22 protein-coding genes and 1 pseudogene are annotated in these 26,092 nt (G+C 44.5%); 15 read left to right on the top strand and 8 right to left on the bottom strand.

Going from position 1 to position 26,092, the window contains the following annotated elements:
• Window positions 1–48 precede the first annotated feature (48 nt).
• The 6 genes and pseudogenes from C825_RS13110 to C825_RS13135 form a co-directional block, all read left to right on the top strand.
• Window positions 49–1,212 (top strand): glycosyltransferase, encoded by a 1,164-nt coding sequence (locus C825_RS13110; protein ID WP_007658072.1) that lies wholly within the window; start codon window positions 49–51, stop codon window positions 1,210–1,212.
• Between the two features lie 3 nt (window positions 1,213–1,215).
• Window positions 1,216–1,821 carry a sugar transferase gene (locus tag C825_RS13115; RefSeq protein WP_007658071.1) on the top strand — a complete coding sequence of 202 codons (606 nt, stop codon included), beginning with the start codon at window positions 1,216–1,218 and terminating at the stop codon, window positions 1,819–1,821.
• Window positions 1,821–3,005 (top strand): ATP-grasp domain-containing protein, encoded by a 1,185-nt coding sequence (locus C825_RS13120; RefSeq protein WP_228100181.1) that lies wholly within the window; start codon window positions 1,821–1,823, stop codon window positions 3,003–3,005. Before C825_RS13115 ends, C825_RS13120 begins: the two co-directional genes overlap by 1 nt.
• Before the next feature lies 1 nt (window position 3,006).
• On the top strand, window positions 3,007–4,194 hold the full coding sequence (locus tag C825_RS13125) for an ATP-grasp domain-containing protein (protein ID WP_007658069.1): 1,188 nt from the start codon (window positions 3,007–3,009) through the stop codon (window positions 4,192–4,194).
• 120 nt (window positions 4,195–4,314) lie between these two features.
• On the top strand, window positions 4,315–5,514 hold the full coding sequence (locus tag C825_RS13130; RefSeq protein ID WP_010802792.1) for a DegT/DnrJ/EryC1/StrS family aminotransferase: 1,200 nt from the start codon (window positions 4,315–4,317) through the stop codon (window positions 5,512–5,514).
• 42 nt (window positions 5,515–5,556) lie between these two features.
• Window positions 5,557–5,957: pseudogene (locus C825_RS13135) on the top strand (sugar transferase); the annotation flags it as partial.
• 64 nt (window positions 5,958–6,021) lie between these two features.
• Here C825_RS13135 and C825_RS13140 read toward each other — a convergent pair.
• The 5 genes from C825_RS13140 to C825_RS13160 all read right to left on the bottom strand — a co-directional run bounded on the left by C825_RS13140 (window position 6,022) and on the right by C825_RS13160 (window position 9,927).
• The gene (locus C825_RS13140; protein WP_010802794.1) at window positions 6,022–6,495 is read right to left on the bottom strand and encodes an N-acetylmuramoyl-L-alanine amidase; all 474 of its coding nucleotides are present in this window, start codon (window positions 6,493–6,495) and stop codon (window positions 6,022–6,024) included.
• Window positions 6,496–6,497: 2 nt separating this feature from the next.
• Complete coding sequence (locus C825_RS13145) at window positions 6,498–6,629, bottom strand: smalltalk protein (RefSeq protein WP_007658059.1); 132 nt, start codon at window positions 6,627–6,629, stop codon at window positions 6,498–6,500.
• A gap of 20 nt (window positions 6,630–6,649) precedes the next feature.
• A complete protein-coding gene (locus C825_RS13150) occupies window positions 6,650–7,117 on the bottom strand; it encodes an HU family DNA-binding protein (RefSeq protein WP_007658058.1) in 468 nt (155 codons plus the stop codon).
• Between the two features lie 238 nt (window positions 7,118–7,355).
• Entirely contained in the window at window positions 7,356–7,568 is a 213-nt protein-coding gene (locus tag C825_RS13155; protein WP_010802796.1) for a DUF4248 domain-containing protein, read from the bottom strand.
• Window positions 7,569–7,785: 217 nt separating this feature from the next.
• On the bottom strand, window positions 7,786–9,927 hold the full coding sequence (locus C825_RS13160; protein ID WP_010802797.1) for a VapE domain-containing protein: 2,142 nt from the start codon (window positions 9,925–9,927) through the stop codon (window positions 7,786–7,788).
• A gap of 208 nt (window positions 9,928–10,135) precedes the next feature.
• Here C825_RS13160 and C825_RS13165 point away from each other — a divergent pair, with 208 nt between their 5' ends.
• From C825_RS13165 to C825_RS13190, 6 genes are all read left to right on the top strand, one after another.
• On the top strand, window positions 10,136–10,474 hold the full coding sequence (locus C825_RS13165; RefSeq protein ID WP_228100183.1) for a hypothetical protein: 339 nt from the start codon (window positions 10,136–10,138) through the stop codon (window positions 10,472–10,474).
• Between the two features lie 53 nt (window positions 10,475–10,527).
• Entirely contained in the window at window positions 10,528–11,988 is a 1,461-nt protein-coding gene (locus C825_RS13170; protein ID WP_044214362.1) for a capsule assembly Wzi family protein, read from the top strand.
• Window positions 11,985–12,386: a lipocalin-like domain-containing protein gene (locus C825_RS13175; RefSeq protein WP_010802800.1), complete on the top strand. Its 402-nt coding sequence runs from the start codon at window positions 11,985–11,987 to the stop codon at window positions 12,384–12,386. Before C825_RS13170 ends, C825_RS13175 begins: the two co-directional genes overlap by 4 nt.
• Window positions 12,387–12,602: 216 nt before the next feature.
• Entirely contained in the window at window positions 12,603–14,999 is a 2,397-nt protein-coding gene (locus C825_RS13180; RefSeq protein ID WP_016212879.1) for an SLBB domain-containing protein, read from the top strand.
• 42 nt (window positions 15,000–15,041) lie between these two features.
• A complete protein-coding gene (locus tag C825_RS13185; protein WP_010802802.1) occupies window positions 15,042–16,151 on the top strand; it encodes a Wzz/FepE/Etk N-terminal domain-containing protein in 1,110 nt (369 codons plus the stop codon).
• A gap of 25 nt (window positions 16,152–16,176) precedes the next feature.
• On the top strand, window positions 16,177–18,438 hold the full coding sequence (locus C825_RS13190; RefSeq protein ID WP_010802803.1) for a Helicase associated domain protein: 2,262 nt from the start codon (window positions 16,177–16,179) through the stop codon (window positions 18,436–18,438).
• Window positions 18,439–18,453: 15 nt separating this feature from the next.
• Here the strand turns inward: C825_RS13190 and C825_RS13195 are convergent, their stop codons facing one another.
• Together C825_RS13195 and C825_RS13200 are read right to left on the bottom strand one after the other, a co-directional pair.
• Window positions 18,454–20,613 carry a sensor histidine kinase gene (locus tag C825_RS13195; protein WP_010802804.1) on the bottom strand — a complete coding sequence of 720 codons (2,160 nt, stop codon included), beginning with the start codon at window positions 20,611–20,613 and terminating at the stop codon, window positions 18,454–18,456.
• A gap of 105 nt (window positions 20,614–20,718) precedes the next feature.
• Window positions 20,719–22,041, bottom strand: a complete 1,323-nt coding sequence (locus tag C825_RS13200) for a Gfo/Idh/MocA family protein (RefSeq protein ID WP_044214364.1) — start codon at window positions 22,039–22,041, stop codon at window positions 20,719–20,721.
• An 83-nt stretch (window positions 22,042–22,124) separates the two neighbouring features.
• On the opposite strand from C825_RS13200, the gene C825_RS13205 reads away from it, so the two are divergent.
• Together C825_RS13205 and C825_RS13210 are read left to right on the top strand one after the other, a co-directional pair.
• The gene (locus tag C825_RS13205; RefSeq protein WP_007655929.1) at window positions 22,125–22,619 is read left to right on the top strand and encodes a UpxY family transcription antiterminator; all 495 of its coding nucleotides are present in this window, start codon (window positions 22,125–22,127) and stop codon (window positions 22,617–22,619) included.
• A 38-nt stretch (window positions 22,620–22,657) separates the two neighbouring features.
• Entirely contained in the window at window positions 22,658–23,383 is a 726-nt protein-coding gene (locus C825_RS13210) for a tyrosine-protein phosphatase (protein ID WP_044214569.1), read from the top strand.
• Here the strand turns inward: C825_RS13210 and C825_RS13215 are convergent, their stop codons facing one another.
• Window positions 23,384–24,865 carry a cobyric acid synthase gene (locus C825_RS13215; RefSeq protein ID WP_010802805.1) on the bottom strand — a complete coding sequence of 494 codons (1,482 nt, stop codon included), beginning with the start codon at window positions 24,863–24,865 and terminating at the stop codon, window positions 23,384–23,386.
• Window positions 24,866–24,968: 103 nt separating this feature from the next.
• On the opposite strand from C825_RS13215, the gene C825_RS13220 reads away from it, so the two are divergent.
• On the top strand, window positions 24,969–26,084 hold the full coding sequence (locus tag C825_RS13220) for an acyltransferase family protein (RefSeq protein ID WP_007655949.1): 1,116 nt from the start codon (window positions 24,969–24,971) through the stop codon (window positions 26,082–26,084).
• The last annotated feature ends 8 nt before the right edge of the window (window positions 26,085–26,092 follow it).

Here is a 26,092-nt window from a genome sequence, read left to right on the forward strand (position 1 = left end):
TTTTTTATAAAATAATGCTAAACATGATGTAATATAATGAGGGAAAATATGAAAGGTTATTTATTTGTCAGCAATTCTTCTAAACCGGGGCATATTATCAGTGAACCTAAAACTGTTAATGTTGATTCTTTTGCTTTGCCTGCAATTTATGCGGCTGATAAGCTGGGATATAAATTGTATATAGGAATCAACTCAAATAATCCAAAGTTGATAACTTGTAAGCAATATGATGTCGTTTATTACAACCAAAATAGTTTTCGAAATCCATTTGCTATTAAAGATAACATAAAAGCATATAAGAATCTTTGTGCCTTTTTGGAGAAAAATTCAAATATAGAAGTAATTCATTGTAATACTCCTATAGGTGGTGTGATTGGTAGACTTTGTGGTTGTAAATACCACAAAAAAGTGATATATACTGCTCATGGATTTCACTTTTTCAAAGGGGCTTCAATAGTGAATTGGTTGCTTTATTATCCTATAGAGAAATGGTTGGCTCATTATACCGATGCTCTCATCACGATTAATAAAGAGGACTACGAGAGAGCTAAAAAATTCAAGCTTCGTAAAAATGGTAAAGTTTATTATGTACCAGGTGTAGGTGTTGACTTATCTGTATTTAACAAAGGGGAGGATAAATCTGAATTGAGGAAAGAATATAATATTAAAGATGATGAAATAGTGTTTGTCTCAATGGGTGACTTAGTTCCTCGTAAGAACTATGCTGTTGCATTGAACGCTATAGCTAAAGCTGGAGTAAATAATCTCAAATATCTTATCTGTGGAAACGGTCCTCAAATGGATGAAATGAAACAACTCTGCGTAAAACTTGGTATTGAAAAACAAGTTGAATTTCTTGGTAGAAGAGGCGATGTATCGAAGATCGTGAAGGCCTCTGATGTATTTCTATTCACGTCAAAACAAGAAGGCTTAGCTCGTTCTCTGATGGAAGCAATGGCAAGTGGCTTACCTTGTGTTGTTTCTGCTATTCGTGGTAACACAGATTTGATTGATAATGAAAAAGGAGGATTTATGTATGATGTAACAGATATTGATGGTTTTGTGGAAGGTATCAAGAGGATTTGTGGAGATAGTGAACTTCGCCAAAAAATGGGAAACTATAATTTATTAAAAATAAAGAACTTTGATATTAATGCTTCAAAAGCTGCATTTTATACTGTGTTTAAACAAGAATTAATAAAAGGTATATAAGCTATGTATAAGTGTTTTTTTAAAAGACTGATAGACATAGTAGGATCGTTGTGTATCTGTCCTTTTGTGGTGTTGGAAATTGTAATATTAGCACCTCTAATTTATTTCACGGATAGAGGTCCGATTTTTTTTAATGGTCAGAGAGTAGGTAAAGGTGGTAAGATTTTTAAAATGTTTAAGTTACGTTCAATGTACATCAATTCTAAAGACATACGTAATGCTGATGGTTCGACATTTAATTCAGACAATGATCCACGTGTTACTCCTATTGGTAGGTTTATTCGTAAGACCAGTTTAGATGAATTTCCTCAATTCTTCAATGTCCTAATAGGTGATATGAGTCTGGTAGGTCCACGTCCATCTTTGACAACAACTCCGTACTCAGAGTATAGTGAAGTAAGAAAGAAGAGAGTATCGATCTGTCCTGGTGTGACAGGTTACTCTCAGGCATACTACCGTAACTCGATAGGTCAAGATGAGAAGTTCAAGTATGATGCTTATTATGCAGATAACGTAACATTTTGGATGGATATTAAAGTTTTATTTAAGACATTTTGGACTGTTATTGCAAACAAGAATATTAATACGGGCGAATCAATGAAGAAATAATGAAAAAAAAAATACTTATAATTGGAGCTTCAATACTCCAGCTTCCAGCAATTAAAAAGGCAAAAGAGATGGGGTTAGAGGTAGCTGTAGCCGACTTTAATCCAGAGGCAATAGGAGTACCATATGCTGACAAATATTTCAATGCAAGTACTATTGACATTGAAGCAATTGTAAGAGTTGCTGAGGAATATCAACCGGATGGGATAATAACATTGGCAACAGATATGCCAATGAGAAGCATAGCTGTTGCCACAAGCAAGCTAGGTCTTGTGGGAATTACTTCTGATACAGCTTTGAAATCAACTGATAAGGCTGAAATGATTAAGGCTTTTCGCTCTGCAGGTGTACCGGTTCCGTGGTATTATATTGTTGATAATAAGGCTGTTTTTAATGAAAATTTTGCTGAATTTACTTTCCCTTGTATCATGAAACCTACGGATAATTCAGGAAGCCGTGGTGTTGTCTTGATTAAGTCGGTTGACGAATTGGTTGATGCTTATAAATATAGTCGTGAGCAGTCTAGAAATGGTAGTGTTATTGTTGAGGAATATTTGCAAGGTCATGAAGTGAGTGTTGAAGTGATTGTCTATAAAAGCAAGGTTCACATACTGCAAGTGACTGACAAGTTAACTACAGGAGCTCCAAATTTTGTGGAGATGGGGCATTCACAACCATCTCGCTTTATTGGTGAAGCCTTGGATAAAATTCACGATGTTGCAACAAAAGCATGTGCTGCTGTTGGTATTGAGAATGGTCCAGTTCATGTTGAGATGATGGTAACAGAGTGTGGACCGAAGATGATCGAGCTAGGAGCAAGAATGGGGGGGGACTGTATCGCTACGCATCTTGTTCCATTGTCAACAGGTATTGATATGATTAAAGCAACGATTGACATAGCTCTAGGGAACAAACCTGACCTGGAACGGAAATTGTATTGTGGTAGTGCTATTAGATATTTCGATTTGCCACTAGGTACAATTAAATCTATAACAGGAGAAGAAGATGCTCTGAATGAGGAAGGTGTGTGTGATATCATGTTTACTAAACATGTTGGAGATAAGGTGACTTCAATACATAGTAGTCTTGACAGAGTAGGGATGATAGTCTGTCAGGCAAAGTCAGCGGAAGCAGCTGTCGCACAATGTATAAAAGCAAAAGAGAAAGTGATGTTTGAAATAGAATAATATGATAGCTAGCAAGAAACTATTGTTCTTAGGTGGGGGACGTAGCAATATAAATGCAATAAAGTCAGCCTTGGAACTCGGTATAAAGCCATACGTTGTAGGTATGGAAGGTAATTATCCAGGTTATAAATTGGCAGAGAAGATTTTCATAGCTAATATTATGGATAAGTACGATGTTATGAAAGCTATTAAAGATGAAAAGATTGATGGCGTTTTAATTTGCTGTTCGGATAGAGCTATAGAGACTGTTGGTTTCTTAAACGATCATTTAGGATTGAATGGTATCACAGAATCTGCTGCAAAACGTTGTAACAACAAGTATGAAATGAAGCAGGCTCTTTTTAATAAGGGGGTTAATACTGCGAAGTTCATGAAGCTTGAAAAGGAGGCAGACTTGAAGAGGGCGTTAGAGTTACTGACATTCCCTGTCATAGTGAAAGCTGTTGATCTTCAGAGTAGCAAAGGTGTCTACATATGTAAGGATGAAACAGAATTGATGGAGAATTACTGTAAATCAATCAGTGAGTCTAATCTTACATACTGCATTGTAGAGGAATTTATAGAAGGTAGGGAACTTGGTGCTCAAGCTTTTGTTTGTAATGGTAAAATTGTATTTGTGCTTCCTCACGGTGATATAATTGCTCATGAGGGTAAGTCGACCGTTCCTGTTGGCCATTATGCACCATTAGATTGTAGTGAAAAACTGCGCAAGAGAATCGCCGAAGAAGCAGGTAAAGCTATCGATGCACTTGAGTTGAATAATTGTGCGGTTAATATCGATTTTATTGTTAAAGATGATGTTCCATACATTTTAGAACTGAGTGGAAGAGTTGGTGCAAATTGTCTCCCGGAAATGACAGGGTATCACTATGGAATGGATTATTATAAGATGATTGTTGCTGTAGCTGTTGGTGAAGATCCATTTTCATATTTCACCCCTAATATGAAGGGTAAGATAACTTTAGTTAAGATGATCAATTCAGCAGAAACGGGTGTACTTGAATTACTTGAATATGATAAGGACATGCTGCCTTATGTTAGCTTCTTTGTAAATAAGGGGGATAAAGTTTCTTCTTTTAAAAACTCCAATGACTGTATCGGTGAAATGTTAGTTCAGGGCGACACAATGGAAGAATGTGAAGAAAAGATAAGAAAATTCTATGAGAAACTTGTGATAAGGTTCAAATGATATTATGCAAAGAATAAGCAAGACGAGTATAAGCCTTTGTGCTTCGGGTATTGCGCAACAAGATTTTGAGAATAGCAGGTGTAAATTTATATCCTAAATAGAATATTAAAATTATTTCTTATGAAGAAAGTTCCTTTTTCTCCTCCTGATATAACTGAGAGTGAGGTTAATCTAGTATCAGAGGCTCTTCGTTCCGGTTGGATCACTACGGGACCTAAGACAAAAGAATTTGAGAGATTAATTGCCATGTGCTGTCAGACGGAGCAAGCTGTATGCTTGAATTCGGCTACGGCTTGTATGGAGTTGATATTGCGTGTTTTGGGTATTGGACCAGGAGACGAGGTGATTACTTCCGCTTATACGTATACTGCTACCGCAAGCGTAACTTGCCATGTGGGGGCAAAGGTTGTCATGGTAGATACCGCTCCTAATTCGTTTGAGATGGATTATGATAAGTTGGCAGATGCGATTACGGAGAGGACAAAGGTTGTTTTGCCTGTTGATCTTGCGGGTGTGGTTTGTGATTATGATAAAATATTCGCTGTCGTAGAGAGCAAGAAACATTTGTTTTCGCCAGCGAACGATATCCAGAAGGCATACGGTCGGGTTATCGTACTTGCGGATGCCGCTCATGCTTTTGGTGCCAAATGGCATGGAAAGATGTGTGGTGAGATCGCTGATTTTACTTCGTTTTCCTTCCATGCAGTGAAAAACCTTACGACAGCAGAGGGAGGTGCGTTGACTTGGAGAAATCATGATGGGGTTGACAACGAGTCTCTTTATAAACAGTTTCAATTGCTTTCCCTTCATGGGCAGAACAAGGACGCACTTGCTAAAACGAGGTTGGGGGCATGGGAGTATGATATTGTCGCTCCATATTATAAGTGTAATATGACGGATGTGATGGCGGGTATTGGTCTAGCGCAGTTGAAGCGTTATCCGGAAATGTTGTATCGTCGTCGTCAGATTATTGAGAGGTATAATGAAGGACTGAAGGGGTGCGATGTGCAGGTCTTGGATCATTTTGGTGATGACCATTCTTCGAGTGGGCATTTGTATCTTGTACGTTTGCTTGGTGAGGATGTGGAATATCGAAATGCTGTGATAGAGCGGATGGCTGAACGTGGGATCGCTTGTAACGTACATTATAAACCTTTACCGATGATGACGGCCTATAAAAATTTAGGTTTTGATATCGTAGATTATCCGAATGCTTACAACCAATACCATAACGAGATTACTCTTCCTTTGCATACCAGTCTTACGGATGAGGACGTAGAATATGTGATCTCTAATTTTGTTGATATTATTACCCAATAAAATAATCAATCGATTTGAAACGTTTTTTTGATGTTGTAGCCAGATAAGAAGGGACTTATTATGGTAGGAGGGCGTGATCCACGGGTTACACGGTCTGGCTATTATATCCGTAAGTATAAATTGGATGAGTTTCCTCAATTGATCAATGTACTCAAAGGGGATATGAGTTTGGTCGGTCCCGGCCCGAGGTGCGTAAGTATGTCGACATGTACACGGCTGAACAACGGCGTGTGTGGGCAGTCAGGCCGGGTATTACAGATTATGCATCTATAGTGTATATGGATGAAAATAGGTTACTGGGCCAGTCCTCAAATCCCGACAAAACTTATGTTGAGGATATTATGCCGGCGAAAATTGAACTCAATATGAGATATATTAATCATCCTACATTGTTTGAGTACTTTAAGTTGATAGTTCTTACGATTTTTAAAATAGTTCGATAAGCACGCAAACAACATGATGTATTTTGATTGGTTTTCATGTCGTTTGCGTGCCGGTAAGACACCGTCAGATCCATCTGTACTCCCATTCGGCATCAAAACAAGGACATGCCTTGGGTGCATGTGGGGTGAGGTGGTTATGGCCGGTGATGAGGGCTTGCGGGTAGAGTTGGCGGAGGATCGTTAGTAATTCTTCCAGCCGTTCGCGTTGGCGGGGCGTACGGGTATCGGCAGGATGCCCATCGGGGTCGAGCCCGCCCTCGTAGCAGATACCGATGGAGCAATGGTTCAGGCCTTTTACATGGGCACCCACCTCACCAAGTAGGCGAGGGTGGGTGGTGGTTCCGTCGGTACGGATGTAAAAATGATAACCGGTTGTGCGAAAACCTCTGCTCCGGTGGTCGCGTTCCAACTGTTCGGCTGTATAAGGCCGATTGCAACGGGTGGCGGAACAGTGGACCACGATAAAGCGGACACTATCAGTGGCATGGCGCATGAGTTCGATCTCGCCCTGCAGGACGGTTTCGCAGATAGGAACCATGGCTACAAGCAAGACTGGAGTCCCAAGGCTCCTAAAAGGGTGGCTACTACGGTGGCGATCACCTTTAACACGATACCCCAGATTTTGTGTTTGGGGTTTTCCGGTGCCGGATTGGCTTCAATGGTTTGTTGCATGTGTTTATAAATTTAATGAATTATTCGATTTCCGGTCTGTCACTACCTCCTCCTTCTTCCTCAGGAACTTGAGTCCCGTTGATGTTCACCTTTACTAAGGTAGTTTTTTCACCTAAGAGTGAATAACGGCGGGTACCGTTGAGGATCGTGTACGAAGGAGTAAAACCGGGGACGATGCTTCTGATTTGTGTTGCTTTTACCTCTTCGGCCTTTTCAACGCCTTTCCCTGTGATCAAACGGTTGTAGACCGTTCCGAATCCAAGCAGTTCAACTTTATAACCTTTTTGAAGGTTTTGAATGACATAGCGTTGATAACGGTCCAGGACGTTTAGCACATCCCCTTTGGTGAGCGACGATTCTTCTGCAATTTGCTCGGCGGCATCACGGGTCGATAGTGTCCCGTAATAAAACGGGGCAGGTTTGAATACTTCTTTCCGTGGTTCTTCCCCCGGAATAGTATACTTGCGAACTAAAAAAGCTTGCGGCATACGTTTTGATATTTAATAGTTTAACAATGTTTACAATGCAAATATACGGCAAGGGGCCGGTGGCAGTGATGCCGGATGATGCGGCAGGGAGGGAAATCCATCCGCTTTTTTTCATGCATCTGTCGATGGGCATCCTTCGTTTTCAAGAATGCCTATCCTTAGCCTCTTACAGTGGCATTGTAAGCTTCTTAGGATGGGCATTCTTGGCCTCTTAGGATGCCCATTCATGGATTCATTCTCAGCCGGGTTCTCCGAGGTAACGGATGATCAGCCGGACCTGTCGGGGTGTAAAGAAACGCTGGGTGGGCGAATAGCCGCTCAGAAGCAGTTCTTCATGCAATTCTTTACAACGGATGATCCAACGGCGCAGGCGATTGCATGCCTGGTGAGGTGCCAGTTCAGGGAAGTAGAGACTGGCGAGGTCTGATTTTTTGAGAGGATAAGAGATCATAATTGAATTGATAATTGATCATAGAAAATTAATATTTGAAAATCTGATGGCCGGATGTTGTGAAGGATGTGAAGTCAGTGAGGGCTGTTTTGTAAACTTTCCGGGAATACAAATAAATAACGGGGTCTCTTTAAAGAGAGGGCGGTATTTATTTATTTTCCCGCATAGTTTACAAACAGGGGGTAAAATCCTTCACATCCTTCACAGCGGTCGATGGTCAGCCCCCGTTTTTTTCCTCCTCTTGCGGTTCGGGCAAGATGGTGGTGATCTCGTCGGTAGTCCGCTCTGCGACCAGCCAGAAATTTCCGTTGCGGGTATGCAAGTTTTCAAAACCAAGCTCTTTCATGATGCGTCCCACTTGTCCGGTTGTCAGCCGTATGCTGTTGCCAAAGCGGGCGACAATCTGGCTGGCTGTGATGTAACGCCCTTTTTCCAACCCGTAAGGTTTCCGATAAAAAGCAAGGATCAATTCCCTGGCAGGGTTGGGTGTTTCAAAACGCCGGTTTCGGCGGTTGAGTTCGTCGATCTCTTCGCCTTGGAACCAGTAGCGGAAACCACTGTCGAGCAAGGCTTTTGCTTGCGCATAGACGGCATCGTGGTCGATCGGATGTTCCCAGGGACTATCGATGTCTGCCACTTCAAAAACAATCCATCGGCGGTTTCCGGTATCGTCGGAGAGGAAGAGCGGGTTGTTGCCGGTAGCGCAGAAGGAGGCGACGTGTGGCAACCGTACTTTGTTGCGACCGTAGGGGAGTCGTTCGTCGATGTAAAGTGCGGTGGTCATTGCTTTGAGTTGGTTCAATTCCGTTGGGCGCATGGTGTCGATCTCTTCGAAATTGACCAGGAGGAATTCCGAGAGGGTCAGCAGGTCGTCTTTGCCAAGCCGCTGGCTGTTGGTCTTCGTCGTGAAGTAACGCCGGAGGCAGGGTGGGAGCAGGTTTTGCATGAAAGAGGTTTTGTAGCTTCCCTGGCGGCCGATCAGCACGAAGATGACATGGTTGACAGTCCGTTCATCCAGTGCTCCCGCCAACATCCCCACAAGCCAGCGGCGGAAGTAGGAAGCGAATTTTTCAGGGGAGTTGTCTGTGGTATGCACCATCGCGGCGAGTTTGCCGATCGGGTCGCTCGTACCGTCCCAGGGCGGGAGGGTATTGAGATAGTCTGTCAACGGATGGTATTCGGGCACGAAGTCGCTGGTCAACAGGGTGTGCAGGCGGGAAAGGTCTGCATTGATACCCTCTTTTTGCATGGCTCGCCAAAGGGAATTCTCTATGGTGTCGGTCATGCGTTGCCATTCACTGTTGCCTTGCAGGCGTATTTCCGCCTGTTGGGTGAGTCGGTTGCGACGGATTTCCATGTAACCGTCAATGAAACGCTCCATCTCCTCGACCGAAGCACAACCTCGTGCGCGGGTTGTGCCACCGGCTACCGTCTGTTCGAACTTGCGGAGCTTTTGTGTGGCATGTTCGGCTGTCAATGCATAGCAGCTTTTTGCAGTAGAGCGGACGGAGGCCGCATCGTAATCGGCAAACGTATCGAGTGCCCATGCCGTAGCCTCCTTTTCCGGGATGCCGAACCGGTTCATCCAGTAGAGGCAGCGGCAGATGTAATCGTTGTGACTGTGTGCTTCGTAGGCGATTCCTTCCTGTTCAACGAGGCGGCGCACGGTCAGGGCTGCCCGGGAAACGGAGGGTTTGCGGCCGCGTTTTTCCACCTTACTTGTCTGCTTGCCTGTCTGTTCGTCCGGCAATGGGAAACAGAGCGCGTCGGGGCGGTAGAGAGTATCGGGATCATGGCAGATGACAGACATGCGGGTCGGATTTTTGCATTTGAAGTCATATCCGATACCGCTCAGATGGACATAATATTCATTGACAGTCTTCCAGGCAAGCAGGAAATCATGCTTTGTGGCCGCATTTTCCATCCGGACGAATACCCGGATACCGACACCGGAGATTGTGGTATGGGCGAGGAAGGTATGAGGATCGGCTTTGATCCGGACAAGTATTTCGGTGAATTGCCCGGGTGGGATGTCATCGATGTCGACCATGATGAACCCGGAATAACCGGTAACGTGTGCGGAGGTACGTCCGCCTGTGAGCGAGACCGAAGCGATAAAGGCAGGTTGGGCCTGTTTGATTTGTTCTTTTTCTGCTTTCAGCTTCGGGAGAAGCAAATTATCGTTCTCTTGTTCCGCTTGGTGCAAACGGGCAATTGTCTGCCGATACAGTTCGGTTTGCGCTTTATGAAACGGCCCTGTCAGTTCGTTGACAATCGTTTCCCATGAAACAGGAACCGGTGTTGTCGCCCGCAATGAGGCGAAACGGCTTGGCTGAAATGGAATAGTGTTTTGAATCATGTTAACAACAATTTGTTTAATTAAAAAATAAAAACAGAGAAAACTGTGTATGAGAGGCATGCCCTTTTATACTTGTGCTAAAGATATGGTTCTTATTTTTTAGCATGGTACATGGATGAATGTACCAAATATAGGATATAGTAGCATAAATTAAGGTTTCTTTTGTTTTCGGGCCGTTTCATGGGGAGATGCCCTCAGTGGAAACGAAATGTCCCGGCAATTTTCCGACGTAGGTTCTAATAAATGGATTATGATTGCTTCTGATGAAGTTTGGCAGATACAAAGAAGGTGGAGATTGCTATCATTCAGGCAATTGTCTGAATGTCTGCATATCGACCGCCGCACACTTTCGAAACTGGACCATCACCATCCGGATGGCACGTTGACGCTTGAAACGCTCGACCGCATTTATGCGACCTTCATGTACCTCTGTCCGATACACTTCACCCCGGAGGAGGTGGAAGAGGAATACCACAGGCTGGTCAATTCGCGTATCCGTATATTGATGTGTTCGGAGATAAACCCTCGGGTACTGGCTCAAAAATGAAAGACTGAAAAATGGTAATATTAATAAATCAGCTTCTCGTATTATATAAAAAAATGAAAATTATATCTAACTTAATCCTTTTGGGGAGTATATGTATGCTTCCTTTAACCTCTTATGCTCAGTTTACGAAAGGGCTGAGTTATCGGGCGGAGACCGGTGTCAGTTTCAGCGGAGGCGAACATAATCCTTTCTGGCTGACAGCAAATAAACAGGGATTGTCTTCTATCGAAAAGAATAACGGGTATCTGCGTGCAGGGATCTTCCGAGAGTTGGAAAACGATAAACGCTTCTCGTATGCTTTCGGGGCGGATCTGGCTGTCGCTTATAATTTTACATCGACTTTTGTGGTGCAACAATTGTATGCGGATCTGAAATATCGTTACCTGGGGGTGAGTATCGGAAGTAAGGAGCGGTATAGCGAGTTTAATAATCCGTTACTGAGTAGCGGTGGACTGACATTTTCGGGAAATGCCCGTCCGATTCCGCAAGTGCGTATCGGTATTCCGGAATATACGCTCGTTCCGGGAACAAAAGGTTGGTTGGCTTTTAAAGGACATATTGCTTATGGTATGTTTACGGATGATGGTTGGCAGAAAGATTTCGTAGCTCCGGGCGGTAAACGTACGGAACATGTGCTTTATCATTCCAAAGATTTATATGTGAAGATCGGTAATCAGGAAAAGTTTCCTTTGATCTTTGAAGGAGGGCTGGAGATGGCTGCTCAATTCGGGGGAAATGCGTTTAAGGGAAATGGAAAGATTGATATGCCGAATGGGATAAAAGATTTCTTTAAAGTGTTTATTCCGAGTGGGGGTAGCAGTGATACACCGATGGGAGAACAAACGAATATTTATGGAAATCATTTGGGGAGTTGGAATTTTTCACTGACGTGGTATGCTCCTAAAGAATGGGCAATCCGTCCTTATTACGAACATTATTTCGAAGATCATTCGCAGATGTTCGGAGAATATGGTTGGAAGGATTGCCTGGCTGGAGTGGAAATAACGCTTCCTAAGAATCCGGTGATCAGTGGTTTTGTTTATGAGTATATTTCTACAAAGGATCAGACCGGTGCTGTCTATTGGGATCATACACCGGAAATACCGGAGCAGGTAAGTGGTGCGGATAATTATTATAATCATAGCATTTATACCGGTTGGCAACATTGGGGGATGGGAATTGGTAATCCGCTAGTCATGTCTCCTATTTATAATACAGATGGTGATATAAGTTTTAAAAGTTCGCGTATGCAAGGACATCATTTCGGGATTATGGGAACTCCTTGTGCCGATTTGCAATATCGTGTCCTTTTATCAGTAACCCGTAATTGGGGTACTTATGGCGTACCATTTTATGAGATCAAAAAGAATGGCAATGCGTTAGTAGAATTAATTTATACGCCACATCAGTTAAAAGGCTGGGACTTTACAGGATCGCTGGGTATAGACCGGGGAGCGATGTTGGGTAAAAGTGTTGGTGGCATGTTAACAATCAGAAAAACGGGATGGATATGATGACTTTAATAAATACGAAGAAAAGATATATAGTGGCGGTGTTGCTGACCCTGATAGTCAGTGCCTGCGGAAAAATGCCGATCAACGGAGACCTGGATGGTCGCTGGCAGATCATGAAAATAGCATATGCGTCGGGAGAGGAAGAGATGCCTGAACGGGCTTACTACAGTGTTGCTTTGCATACAATCAACTTGATGAAGGTTGATGTAACCAGTCAGACCGGCAATATGGAATATACCGGAGATTCCTTGTTTGTAGTCATGCCGGTCAGCAAAGTTAAAGACTTATTGCCATTTGGAATGAACGGGACGGAGCAACGTTTCGGCGTCAAAGAATTAACATCAAAGTATCTAGTATTACAATCGGATTATGCCCGATTGGAGTTCAGGAAGTTTTGATTCAGAAATTATCAGAATTGAACTATCCGATTATTGACCGGTTGTACCCAGCTCCCCTCTTGAGAGGGGGAAGGGGGTGTGTTATAGTTTCGCCCTATAACTAGCTTTAACACACCCCTTATCCCCTCTCAAGAGGGGAATTAGTTACTCCCGTCACTATAAACAGATAACTCAATTTTTTTCTAAAATCGAAATAACAACAAAACAAATAACAATATGAATATCGTAATCAGAAATGTATTATTGGGGGGATTACTGTGGTTGGCGGTTCCATTGTCGGCGCAGGTATCCCAGGATTTGATCGACAAGGCAAAAGCTGCCGGTATGACGGATGAACAGATCCGTCGGGAGATAAATAAACGGATGGGGCAATCCGGTACAGAACAGGCTACACGTACAGCCTCGGATGCGGTGGTTACAGATCGTACGGTTGTCGTTCCAGATGGAAAGGGGATACCTCCTCTGGATGCTCAGCGGGAAGCCAATCGTCCGGCAGGAGATTTAAGCGGAACCGTGTTCGGTCGCGAAATATTCTCGAACAAGAACCTGTCCTTTGAGCCTAATCTGAATGTACCGACTCCCAAAGGATATGTTTTATCCGCAGGAGACGAATTGCTGATCAATGTATGGGGAGATTCAGAACTGAATCTGAAACTGAAGGTCTCTCCCGAAGGGACAATTCTTATCCCTAATCTAGGGCCGGTATCTGTCAGCGGACTGACTATCGAAACAGCTGAAAACCGTATCCGACAGGAATTAGGACGGATCATGTCTACTTTGTCAGGAGATACGGATGGGGCTAATACGTTCGTATCCGTTAGTCTAAGCCAGATACGTAGTATCAAAGTGAACATAGTAGGTGAAGTCGTTGCTCCGGGAACCTATACGCTTCCATCGTTTGCAACTTTGTTTAATGCGTTGTATGCAGCAGGCGGTGTAAATGAGATCGGTTCGCTTCGTGGAATAAAAGTCTATCGTAACAGTAAGGAAGTCGCTAAACTGGATGTATATGATTATCTCCTGAATGGCAAATACAATACGAATATCCGTCTGGAAGAAAATGATATGGTGATCGTTTCCCCTTATGACCAGCTGGCTGTAGTACAAGGAAAAGTAAAACGTAACCGCATTTTCGAAATGAAAAAAGGGGAAACACTCTCACAGCTATTGAACATGGCCGGCGGTTTTACCGGGGATGCCTACAAGAAAGACGTCCGTATTAAACGAAAAGCCGGAAGCCGTTATCAGATAGCTACTGTTACGGAAGATAAATATCCTACCTTTGCGATGATGGACGGTGATTCTTTGTTGGTGGATTCTGTGATCCCCTTCTATGAAAACCGTTTGACAGTGACGGGGGCAGTTTGGCGTCCGGGAGAATATGAATTGAATGGTACAGTTCATACAGTCCGTCAACTGGTTGATCAGGCAGCGGGTTTGAAAGGAGATGAGTTTGCCGGTCGTGCCCAAATCACCCGTTTGAATCCGGATTTCACAACGACTGTTATAGCCGTAGATATCCGTGGCATTCTCAGTGGCACATCTCCGGATATAGAACTTAAACCGGAAGACCAACTGAACATTCCATCCCTGTTTGATCTTCGCGAGCCTTATACGATCAAAGTAAGCGGAGCGGTAAATTACGTAGATACAGTTCTTCCTTACCGGAACAACCTGACAGTGGAAGATGCCATTATGATGGCTGGCGGTTTGAAGGAATCGGCTGCAACGGTGAATGTGGAAGTAGCCCGTCGTATTAAGGATACAAAGACGTACGAAAATACTAACCGTACAGCAGAAGTATTCAACTTTGAATTGAACGATAATTTAGGATTGATCTCTACGGATGGAAAGAAAAGCGATACGGTTTTTACGCTGGAACCGTTTGATGAAGTGTATGTGCGTTTTTCACCGGGTTATCAGGAACAACAGGTGGTGAAGGTCAATGGTGAAATTACTTTTGCCGGCGATTATGTATTAGCCGAAAAGAACTCCCGTCTGAGTGATATTATCACCAAAGCCGGAGGAATAACTCCCGATGCCTATGTAAAAGGGGCAAGCCTGAAACGCCAGCTGACAGAGGATGAGATGCGCCGCCTGGAAACTCTGCTGCAACTGAGTGCAAATAAGCAAAGCCGTGATTCGGTTGCCTTATCACTGGAAAACATTAAAGACTACTCTGTGGGTATCGATTTGGAAAAAGCCTTGGCAAATCCGGGAAGTGCGCATGATGTGGTGCTACGTGACGGGGATGAACTTTATATTCCGCAATTCCAAAGCACAGTGAAGATAAGTGGAGCTGTAACTTATCCGAACAGTGTGACGTATACAAATGGAATGTCTGTAAAAAGTTGTTTGTCGCAAGCCGGTGGTTATAACGATATTGCCCGTAAATATCCGATCGTAATTTATATGAATGGTAAAGTGGCAACGACCAGGAAGCGTTTTATCTTCTTCAAGCACTATCCGAAGGTAGAGCCCGGCAGTGAAATCGTTGTTCCCGCCAAAACGCAGCAAGATCGCAAAACAAGTTTGGCAGAAATCTTGAGCATAACCAGTTCGACCACATCGATGGCTGCAATGATAACCTCTATCATCAACACACTGAAATAATTATCAATTTTCAATCTTTAATTATCAATTAACAAGGTGGATATGATTCAAATGAACGCTCCTGATATGGATACAAACGAGCAGGAGATAGATTTAATAGAGTTGGCTAAACGGCTATGGGGGGAACGCAAGTTCTTGTTCAAATGCTGTGGAGTCGCGATAGTTGTGGGATTGGTGGTTGCTTTTAGTATACCGAAAGAATACAGTACGACAGTAAAGCTGGCACCTGAAACGTCTGATCCGTCTAAAAAGATGGGAAATTTGGGAGGATTAGCAGCCATGGCAGGGATAAACCTGAACAGTACTTCGGGAGCGGATGCCATCTCTCCGGACCTGTATCCGGATGTAGTCAGTAGTATTCCTTTTTTACTGGAGTTATTTCCTGTACAGGTGACAAATGAGAAAGGTGATTATTCTGCATCTTTATATGATTATATGAATGAGGATCAGAAAAGTGCGTGGTGGAGTTATGTGGTACAGGCTCCGTTCAAACTGTTGGGTGTTGTGAAAGATTTGTTCTCAAAAGAAGAACCGGCAAGTAGTGGGGAATTGACTTCTTTCAGATTGACAAAGGAACAGGCAGATGTCATAAATGCGTTACAGGAACGCATCTCCGCTTCTGTGGATAAAAAGACATCGGTAATCACCGTGTCCGTTCAGATGCAAGACCCATTGATCTCTGCGAATATCACTCAAATTGTTTTGGAAAAACTTCAGGGATACATCACAAATTACCGTACCCAGAAGGTAAAGCAAGACCTGGAATTCACAGCGAAAGTGTTCAGCGAAGCCCGTGATTCCTACTATAAAGCACAACGTGCTTATGCGGCTTTTGAGGATGCCAACAAGAATATCATCTCAGCCAGTTACCGTACGGAACAGGAACGTTTAAAGAATGAAATGACATTGACCTTTAATGTTTACAATACATTGGCCCAGAAGCTGGAGCAGGATAAACTCCGGGTACAGGAACAGACACCGGTATATACAATAATACAACCCGCCACTGTCCCTTTAAAAGCATCCTCTCCCAAGAAACCACTGATCCTGATTGGGTTTATATTCCTTGCCATTTTCGGTGGAGTCGGTTATCTGTTTATCAAAGACCTTTTCAAACCCAAAGAGGAAACTGAGGTTTTAGAGGTTGAATAATTTCTGAAATTGACATATTTTCTCAATGTCACTCTGCGATCTTTATCATTCTTATCATTATTTTGTCACTGAAGAATCCGGCTGTCTGCTGGTAGGATTCAGGGAGGACTCCGTTACTTTCATTGTAAAAGAGGTATGGAATAAGGAACCTGTCGGTTTGCCGGAAGTGGACAGGCTGTATACTGAAATGCAGCGTATCGGAGAAATGTGCGGCTGCAACCAGTTCCGGATCCTGGCTCATGGCGGTTATCTGCCGGAGGCACTTTCCTTTGAACTGCATGGACTGACTGTTTCAGATGATAGCTATCTGAGAAGTTTGGAGACAGGAAAACATATTGAACTGTTCTCACATAATGAAGCGGCTTACCGGGCAATTGAGGAAGGATTCAAAACGAACAGGATCGGAGCCGTTGTACAGGCGACCGGAACAGGAAAATCCTATCTGATTGCCCGCTATATCGTCAATCATTCGGAAGACGATATAGTAGTTATTGCTCCCAACGTTACGATTATCGCTGAGATCAAAAAAGCAATCGGCAGGACAATGCCGCATGTCGCCTACCGGACTTTCCAGGCATTAGTCCTGAATCGCGGAACAGTGGGGGAACTCAAAGCGGATCATATCATTATCGACGAATTCCATCATTTCGGAGCCGAGGTATGGGGAAAAGCTGTACAGGAAGTAATAGATAACAATCCGGAGGCCCGTGTATTGGGGATGTCAGCAACCCCGATACGTCCCGAAGAAATGCTCGATACGGTAGAAGTCTATTTCAAGGGAAACCTGTTTCATGAACTGTCTTTGTCTATGGCCTGGTATTATAAGATACTGCCTGTCCCTGTCCTGGTGCAGAGTGTATTCGATCTGAATAACCAGCTGGATAAGGTGCAGCGTATGCTGAACAGGAGTGACTGTACATCAGAAAGGCGTAAGCATATTCAGGATAAGATAAACTTTGCCCGACTGGATTTTCGCGGTTCGTTGAGTGCATCGGAACTGATCCGGCGTTATCTTCCGAAAGAGGTAAAGAAAATGCTTGTCTTCTGTAAAGACAAGGAAGATCTTCAGCATATGATTCCCGAAGTCTCGAACTGGCTCGGACAGGCAGGCTTTGAAACGGAAACATTTGAGATCCATAACGGGCTGAGTAACCGGGAGAATGAAAAGACATTGCGTCGTTTTCGTAGGGAAACGGGAAAACTGCATGTACTTTTCTCCATAAACATGCTGATCGAAGGGTTGCATGTGGAAGGAGTAGATGCCGCCATGTTCCTGCGACGGACGGAATCGTATGTGGTTGCCTTGCAACAGTTGGGCCGTTGCCTGAAAGCAGGTTCGGACCGTCATCCGGTGGTGCTAGACTTCGTCAATAACCTTTCGGGGCGTTCTGTTTATGAGGCTATGTCAAGGGAGTTGGCTTATCATCCGGCGATCCGTGCCCCGAAAAGCTTTAAAGGCTTTATGGAGTTTGAGGTAACAGGATTTCTGTCTGATATCCGTGCCCGTGTGGATGATATGCTGGCGGAGTTGGATGCGTGGCCGGTCATGTATGAGCGACTGATCGAATATAAGGAGCGTGAAGAACGCTGGCCACAGGCAGCCGAAGGGAAGTTGGGAAACTGGTGCAACACCCAGCGGATTGCCCGGAAGAAAGGGACGTTGTCGGAAGATTATATCTCGCAGCTGGACCGGATCGGTTTTGAATGGGAGGTACAGGACAGTCGTTGGATGCAGTATTATGAAGAGTTAAAGGTTTTTATGGCTGTAGAACACCGTTGTCCCAAACGCGGCGAAAACAAACTGAATATCTGGTGCAATACCCAACGACAAGCACGAAAGAAAGGACTTTTGTCTGAAGAAAGGACCCGGTTACTCGATTCGATCGGATTCAGATGGGAACAGGATCTGGATTCGCTCTGGACGGAGAACTGGCAGCAGGTGCTTGCTTACTACAGAAAACATGAACACTGGCCTAAAAGCCAGGAGGGTAGGTTGGGAGCGTGGTGTAATACGCAACGAAGATCCCGTAAACAGGGAGTGCTATCGCTTGTTCGCATCAGACAAATGGATGCCGAAGGTTTTATCTGGACAGTCGATGAAAAATGGCAGGAGAATTATGAGATGCTGAAACGTTTCTATACAGAGAATCAACGTTGGCCAACCGCCCGTGAGAATAAACTGGGCAGTTGGTGTTTCGTGCAACGCAGAAGTATGAAGAAAGGCGAACTTTCTCCTGAACGCAGGGAATTGCTTGACCGGATCGGTTTTCCCTGGAGTTTAAAATGATCTGTTTTTTAGTTATTACGAACTAATCCCTTTATAATCCAAAGGCAACGTAAACCAGAACGTAGAACCTTTACCCTGAACAGAATCTACTCCGATGGTACCTCCCAGATATTCGATGATCGTTTTACTGATTGTTAATCCCAGGCCGGTGCCCTGGTGGAAGTCATTGATCTTGATGAAACGTTCAAAAACACGGGGCCTGTTTTCTTCCGAAATGCCGATTCCGGTGTCTCGCACACAGACTTTCACTTCATTTTCTTTCGTCTCATAAAAGATTGTAATACTCCCTTCGCTTGTGAATTTGATCGCATTATTGACGAAATTGGCTATTACCTGCAGGATACGTTGCGGGTCTGTCCTGAGGGTTACAGTCGGTGAGTTTTTATCGAAAAGTAATTTTACTCCCGGTTTTATCTTCAGCGATCCGGACAGATAGACCTCCATGCACAATTCTTTGATGTTGGCCTCTTCAATGTTATACTTCAACATACCCGCCTCTATTTTTGAGAAGTCCAGAATGTCACCGATCAGGTTAAGCAGCAGATCGTTGTTTGTATGGATAATGTCGAGATAAGTCTGTCGCTCCTCCGGATCGTCCGTTTCGGCTACCAGGTCCGAGAATCCGACGATCGCATTCAACGGAGTACGTATCTCATGGCTCATGTTTGCCAGGAATGCCGACTTTAATTTATCTGCCTCCTTGACTTTCATTAGTTCCAGTTCTTTCTCACGTTGTTCGGTGATGTTAGAGGTGTAGCTTACTATTTTACTGGGTTTCCCGTCTACTGAATATTTATAAGCGCGGACATTTGAATTGAGCCAGTAAACCTTGCCGTCGAATACCCGGCGGTATACGGATATATATTTGCCGATTTCTCCGTCGACAAGCCGTTTGAATTGTTTGTTGTAAACCCTGTGGCGGTCATCGGGATGCAATGTTTCTATAAAATCACGTACGGAACTGAATCTGTCTTCTTTCAGATAAGTCAGGAATGAACTCTCTTCGATTTGATCATTCAGGCTGAAATCCGCACTTAGCTTATCTGTTGCCACATCATATTCCCAAATAATGGATTCGCCTGTATCGACAGCCGCTTTTAGTTTAGCCAGACTGTATTGTATCTCTTCTGTTTTATGATAACTCTCGGTATCATCGAAGACTATATAAAAGAATCCGAGTATCACGTCCTGCCGGTCTTTCAGCACAACGCCTTTCACCCTCAAATGTTTAACTTCATCGGCTAGTTTACTTGTATAGTAACCTTTTTCAGCAGCTTTATTGAAATTATAATCCAGCAGGAAAGCTACGTCTTCCCCTTTTTTTAGTTTCTCGCTTGCCCATTCCGGAATATTGGGGTTTTCGAATGCATTGAGACCGATTGCCTGTTCGCGTGTTACTCCGAAAATTTCAAGATCAGCTTTATTAATATCCAGCAGATACCCGTTTTCGTCGTATAATTCGACACCCCACGGGAGTCTGTCGAAGATGATCTGAAATTTGGCTTCGCTTTTCAATACCTGTTTCATTGAGTGTTCTATCATACCATGCGCCAGTTCGCGCTCGATAGCAATAGAGATAATATCGGTGAGCATTCGCAGGTTTTCGACATCCAAAGCATCCCAGTCCCTGTGTTTTTTTACACAATCGAGTCCTATGAAACCATTGGCATATCCTCTGTAATAGATAGGAATAACGAGCAGGGAGAGTATTTCCTGAACTTTTAGGATGTTTTGTTCGGCAGCGGCCTCTTCCGGCATATTATTAGTATCTCTGATAATAATGTCTTTTCCTTCCCTGATCGTTTTTATCCACCAGGCATAATCTGCTTTGGGCAACCCAACTAAAAGATCTTCACGCATGGAAATCGTACCTTGGCTGGTTACTTCATGCGTGAAGTCGAAAGTCGGTTTGTCATTATCGAAATTTCCGATGTATACCCTGTCTACATTAAAAAATCTCAATATGGTCAGTAGAGACTGATCAATAATATCCTTTTGGCTTGGAGTTATTAACAATGATAAAACTTCCGAGAATGTTTTCCTTAATGCGACTGCATTGTTCAGAAAACGACTTTGGTATATTTTTTCATCATTAACAGAGGTGCCTTGTGCCTTCAGTATTTCTATTTCACGGATCAGGTCTTCTCTCGAATAATTAGCATAAACGCTGCTCATTTAGGTATATCAAGTTTATATGTTCGTGTATCTGGAACAAAAGTACATATAATAATTGATTATCAAAAGATGTTCAGCGTTTTCCTGCTAATTATATTTTTACGTTTACAATTTGGGTAATTCCCATGGGGCGCGATAGTAAGCCTTTGATAATGCTGTTGCCTCATTATCACCGATAAACATGCTGTTGGCATCGTCCCAACGCACTTCCCGTTGCAGGCGGCAGGAGATGTTTGCCAGGTGCGACATCTTGGCTACACGTGCACCGATAGCGATATCTGCTTTGGGCAATTCGCGGCTTTTGATGCAACTCAGGAAATTTCCGACATGGTTGTACAGGCCTTTGCCTTCTCCCTTTTTGAAGGGGACAGCTTCCATGCGTGCTTCTTTTCCGGCAACGACAGGGATGACTTCCCAACCGGCGCGGGTGAGTACCAGTGTGCCGTTTTCACCGAAGAAGGCCAAACCTTCTTTTTTGTCGAACGGACCGTGGTTGATACCGCAGGCATGATCCCAGATGATATTGAAATCTTTGTAGGCGTATGTAGCCATCAATGTATCGGGCGTCTCCATTGCATCATCGGGATAGGCGAACTTGCCACCTCCGGAGAATACGCGGCTGGGCAGATCGGCTCCCATGCCTTCGAGCGCATAATCCAGCAGGTGTACGCCCCAGTCGGACATCAGTCCACCGGCATAATCCCAGAAGAAACGGAAGTTATAATGGAAGCGGTAGATATTGAACGGACGTTTCGGAGCCGGACCGAGCCACATGTCGTAATCCACTCCGGCGGGGACGGGACTGTCGGCAACAACAGGCAGAGTCGGTTTGCCGTCCTGGTAAGCCCAGACTTTTACGGTACGGATACGACCGATATTTCCCGCTTTCAGATAATTGGCGGCCTCGTCCCAATGCGGATCGCTGCGTTGCCATTGGCCTACCTGTACGACCCGGTTATATTTGCGGGCAGCCTTTTCCATCAGGTTGCATTCTTCGATGGTGTTGGAAAGCGGTTTTTCGACATACACGTCTTTGCCAGCCTGGCAGGCGAAGATAGTCGGCAGGCAGTGCCAGTGGTCGGGAGTACCGATAATGACAGCGTCGATATCCTTGTTGTCGATGACATGGCGCCAATCCTTATACAGGTGAGGAACTTTTTTTCCGGTCTTTTTTTCTACATCGGCGGCCCGTTTGTTCAGCCATTCGTCGTCGATATCGCAGAGGGCGACACATTCCACTTCCGGATATTCCAGAAACTTACTCAGGTTGGAGAAACCCATACTGCGGCATCCGATCAGAGCGACTTTCACTTTGTTGCTTGCTGCCGTTTGTCCGTAAACTGACTGATAAGTACCTCCAAACAGCGGTGACAAACCAAGTCCTGCAGCCGAAATGGCCGATTTTTGCAAAAAACTTCTTCTATTCATGGTATTTAAATTTGTGTTCGCAAACAGTTTTGCAATAATACGAAAAATAGTCCTATATTTGTGCCCGAAACAAAAAAAAGATAATGATACCCCCTTTAAATACCAATTGGAATGTATTATATACTGCCCCGCGGGCAGAAAAACAGGTAAAAGAACGTATTGCAGCTTTAGGTGTTGAATGCTTTTTACCTTTACACCGGACTCCGCGTGTGTGGTCCGACCGTGTGAAAATAGTTGAAGTCCCGTTATTCAGTTCTTATATATTTGTGCGCTGTCCGGATACGGTGTTGCGTGACCTGCTTCAGGTATATGGCGTTATCCGTATCGTCTTTTATAACGGTAAACCGGCTATTGTCCGCCAGAAGGAGATAGACGCTATCGAGGATTTCCTGGGCCAGGCAGCCGAGCATGAGCTTTGTGCGGGTGAAGAAGTGGAAATTCTTACCGGGGCCATGAAGCATGTATCCGGCAAGGTAAAGAAGATAAAGAAGAATCATTTGCTGCTTTACCTGGAGCAACTGGGAGCAACCGTTTGTGTGAAAATGGATGATGTGGCGCGGGTGAACCGGTTGAAATGACCCTTTCCCCATTGCAGGTATTGTTATATAAGTATATTATGAGCACATTTCTTTCAAATCTATTTACCCGGAAAAAACTTTTGTGGCCGGGGATGACTGATGTACATACCCATTTGCTGCCCGGGGTGGATGACGGGTTTTCGTCAGAGAAAGACAGTCTTGCCATGTTGGCTTTTCTGGAAGGGCAGGGAGTGGAACGTATTTTCCTGACACCGCATATAATGGCTGATTTGGCTAAGAACCGGAAAGATTACCTTCGGGACCGGTTTGAAACATTTCGGGAAGACTGTGCACATATACATATAGACCTTCATCTGGCAGCCGAATATATGCTGGATGAATGCTTCTACGAGCGGATGGAAGAAGGGTTGTTGTCGTATGACGGGAAGCATGTATTGGTAGAGGTTTCCTGCTTGCAGGCTCCCGGTGATCTGTTTGAGAAATTGTACGATATCCAATTGAATGGTTTTGTACCGGTTTTTGCTCATCCGGAACGCTATGGTTTCTGGAAGATGGAAGATTTGATGAAGCTGAAAGAGCACGGATGCAAATTTCAGCTTAATTTGTTTTCCCTGGCAGGCTTTTACGGAACGCTTCCTCGAAAAACAGCCGGTTCATTACTGAAAAACGGTTGTTATGATTATACCGGAACAGATATACATTCACTGAACTATTGCAGAGCCTATGAATCTTTTTCTCTGAAAAAAGATCAGTTTGAGGCTGTAAAACTGTTGATCCGGGCGAACGGGGAGTTGTGGGGATGATTACAGCGTACTGTAAATATACTCCATATCCACATGTTTTCTTACCAGGTCGGCCAGTTTGTCATACTGTTCTTCTTTGAATGCAGCGTAATCGAACGGGGTATTGTCGACTTCTTTGTTGAACCCCTTAGCTAGATTATCAAGTACTTCGGGATTATCGAGAATGCCATGCATATAGCTTCCCCAGCAATGGTCGTTCAGGTAGTAGCCGTCTTTCCTTCCGTCTTCCAGCAGGGCAACCGGACTTTCGGGCGCGTTGCCGAGTAAAGAGGTTTGTCCCATATGTATCTCGTATCCTTTGCAGATCATAGGGGAGCCGTTGCGGAAAGTGAAACGGCTTTGTTTGGTGACTTTCTCCTGTTCGATAACGGTGCATTGGGGGAGTAGTCCCAATCCCGGAACGGTAGGCAGGTTTCCTTCTATACCTTCCGGATCTTCCAGACGGGCACCCATCATCTGGTAACCGCCGCAGATACCGATTACTTTTTTCCCTCTCTTATAGGTGCGGACGATGGTGTCGGCTATGCCGTTGGCGCGGATGCTTTGCAGGTCGGCCAGCGTGTTCTTCGAGCCGGGCAGCAGGATGATGTCCGCTTTCTCAATCTCGTCGATGTTGCTGGTATAATAGGGATTGAAGCGCGGGTCCATATCCAGGACGTCGAAGTCGGTAAAGTTCGACATACGTTTCAGCAGGATGATGGCGACATTGATTTTGCCGTCCTGCCAGGTGTTTGTCTTCATATCCAGGGCGACGGAGTCTTCTTCTTCTATCTTGATGTCACGGAACCAGGGGATAACGCCTACGACGGGGAGGCCGGTCAACTCTTTCAGTATCGTCCGTCCTTCTTCAAACAGCGACGCGTCTCCGCGGAATTTATTGATGATGACACCTTTCATTTGTGCCCGTTCTTCTGGTTTGAGCAGTGTGATAGTACCGTAAACCGAGCCGAATACACCGCCCCGGTCGATATCGGCAACCAGGTAGGTGGAGGCGTTTGCCTGTATCGCCATCCGCATGTTGGTGATATCGCGGTCGCGCAGGTTTAGTTCGGAGATGCTTCCGGCGCCTTCCAGTACGATTGGGTTATAGCGGGATTCCAAGCGGTTGAAGGCCTCGATAGCTTCTTTGAAAAGTGCTTCCTTCTGGTTTTGTACACCGAAATAGTCTTTGGCGGACATGTTGCCGACCGGTTTACCGTTCAGTACGACCTGCGAACTCTTGTCGTTAGTCGGTTTCAGCAATACCGGGTTCATATCCGTATGCGGAGCGATACCGCATGCTTCAGCCTGTACTACTTGGGCGCGTCCCATCTCGCCACCTTCGGGAGTGGAGAAGGAGTTCAACGACATATTCTGCGCCTTGAAAGGGGCAGGTTGGTATCCGTCTTGCTTAAAGATACGGCAGAAGGCTGCGTTAATCACACTCTTTCCTGCATCGGAACAAGTGCCAACGAACATGATCGGTTTCAAATGCTGTTTCATAATGGTTGCAAAACTAGTGAAAAAGCAGGATAGTTCTTATATTATTTTCTATATTTGCGCTTACTTATTTCTAAATTTTATACGATTATCTAAATTGAATACCATGGAAAAACAGAAACAAAGCCAGCGGTTGTTGTCGTTGGATGCATTGCGGGGATTTGATATGTTCTTTATTATGGGGGGAGGTTCCCTTTTTGTTGCGTTGGCGACGTTGGTCCCGACGCCTTTTTTTGAGTCGATAGCTGCCCAAATGAGTCATGCTAAATGGGGGGCGGGGTTTACGTTTGAAGATATAATTTTTCCTTTGTTTTTGTTTATTGCCGGTATCTCTTTTCCTTTTTCATTGGAAAAGCAGCGGGAGCGGGGAATGTCGGAAGCGGCTATTTATAAAAAGATTATCCGCCGGGGAATTACACTGGTTGTATTAGGATTTGTTTATAACGGGTTGCTGAATCTGAATTTTGAGACACAGCGTTATGCCAGCGTATTGGCGCGTATCGGTCTGGGATGGATGTTCGGTGCGCTGATTTTTGTCAATACGCGGACGATCACACGGGTATGGATCGTTGCTGCCATCCTGATAGGTTACTGGTTGCTGTTATTTATTCCGGCACCCGACGGGAACGGGGCGGAGTTGTTTACCCGCGAAGGGAATCTGGCTTGCTACATCGACCGTCTGTTATTGCCGGGGCGTTTGCATGGAGGCAATTATGATCCGGAGGGGATTTTATCTACCTTGCCGGCCATCGGAACCGCTTTGCTGGGAATGTTCACCGGTGAGTTTGTCAAACTGCGGAGAGAGGGACTGACGGAGACGAAAAAGGTTGTTTATATGCTGGCTGTTGGCGGTTGCCTGTTGGTGATAGGTCTGTTGTGGGGATTGTTTTTCCCGATTAATAAATATTTGTGGACAAGCTCGTTTGTTTGTACGGTCGGTGGTATCTCGGCAATACTGTTTGCCGTCTTCTATTATATTGTCGATGTGAAGGAGTGCAGAGGGTGGACCCTTTTCTTTACAGTCATAGGTACGAACTCGATCACTATTTATCTGGCACAGGTGTTTATTAATTTTACCTTTACGGCAAATGCCGTTTTCGGAGGTTTCATCGGGTTATTCCCGGAAACAGCCCAGCCATTGCTGGGGGCGATTGCTTATATCGCCGTGTGCTGGGGATTCTTATATTTCTTGTATCGTCAACGTATTTTCTTAAAAGTCTAAAATAATAA

Source organism: Parabacteroides sp. ASF519, assembly GCF_000364265.2.
Lineage (GTDB): Bacteria > Bacteroidota > Bacteroidia > Bacteroidales > Tannerellaceae > Parabacteroides > Parabacteroides goldsteinii.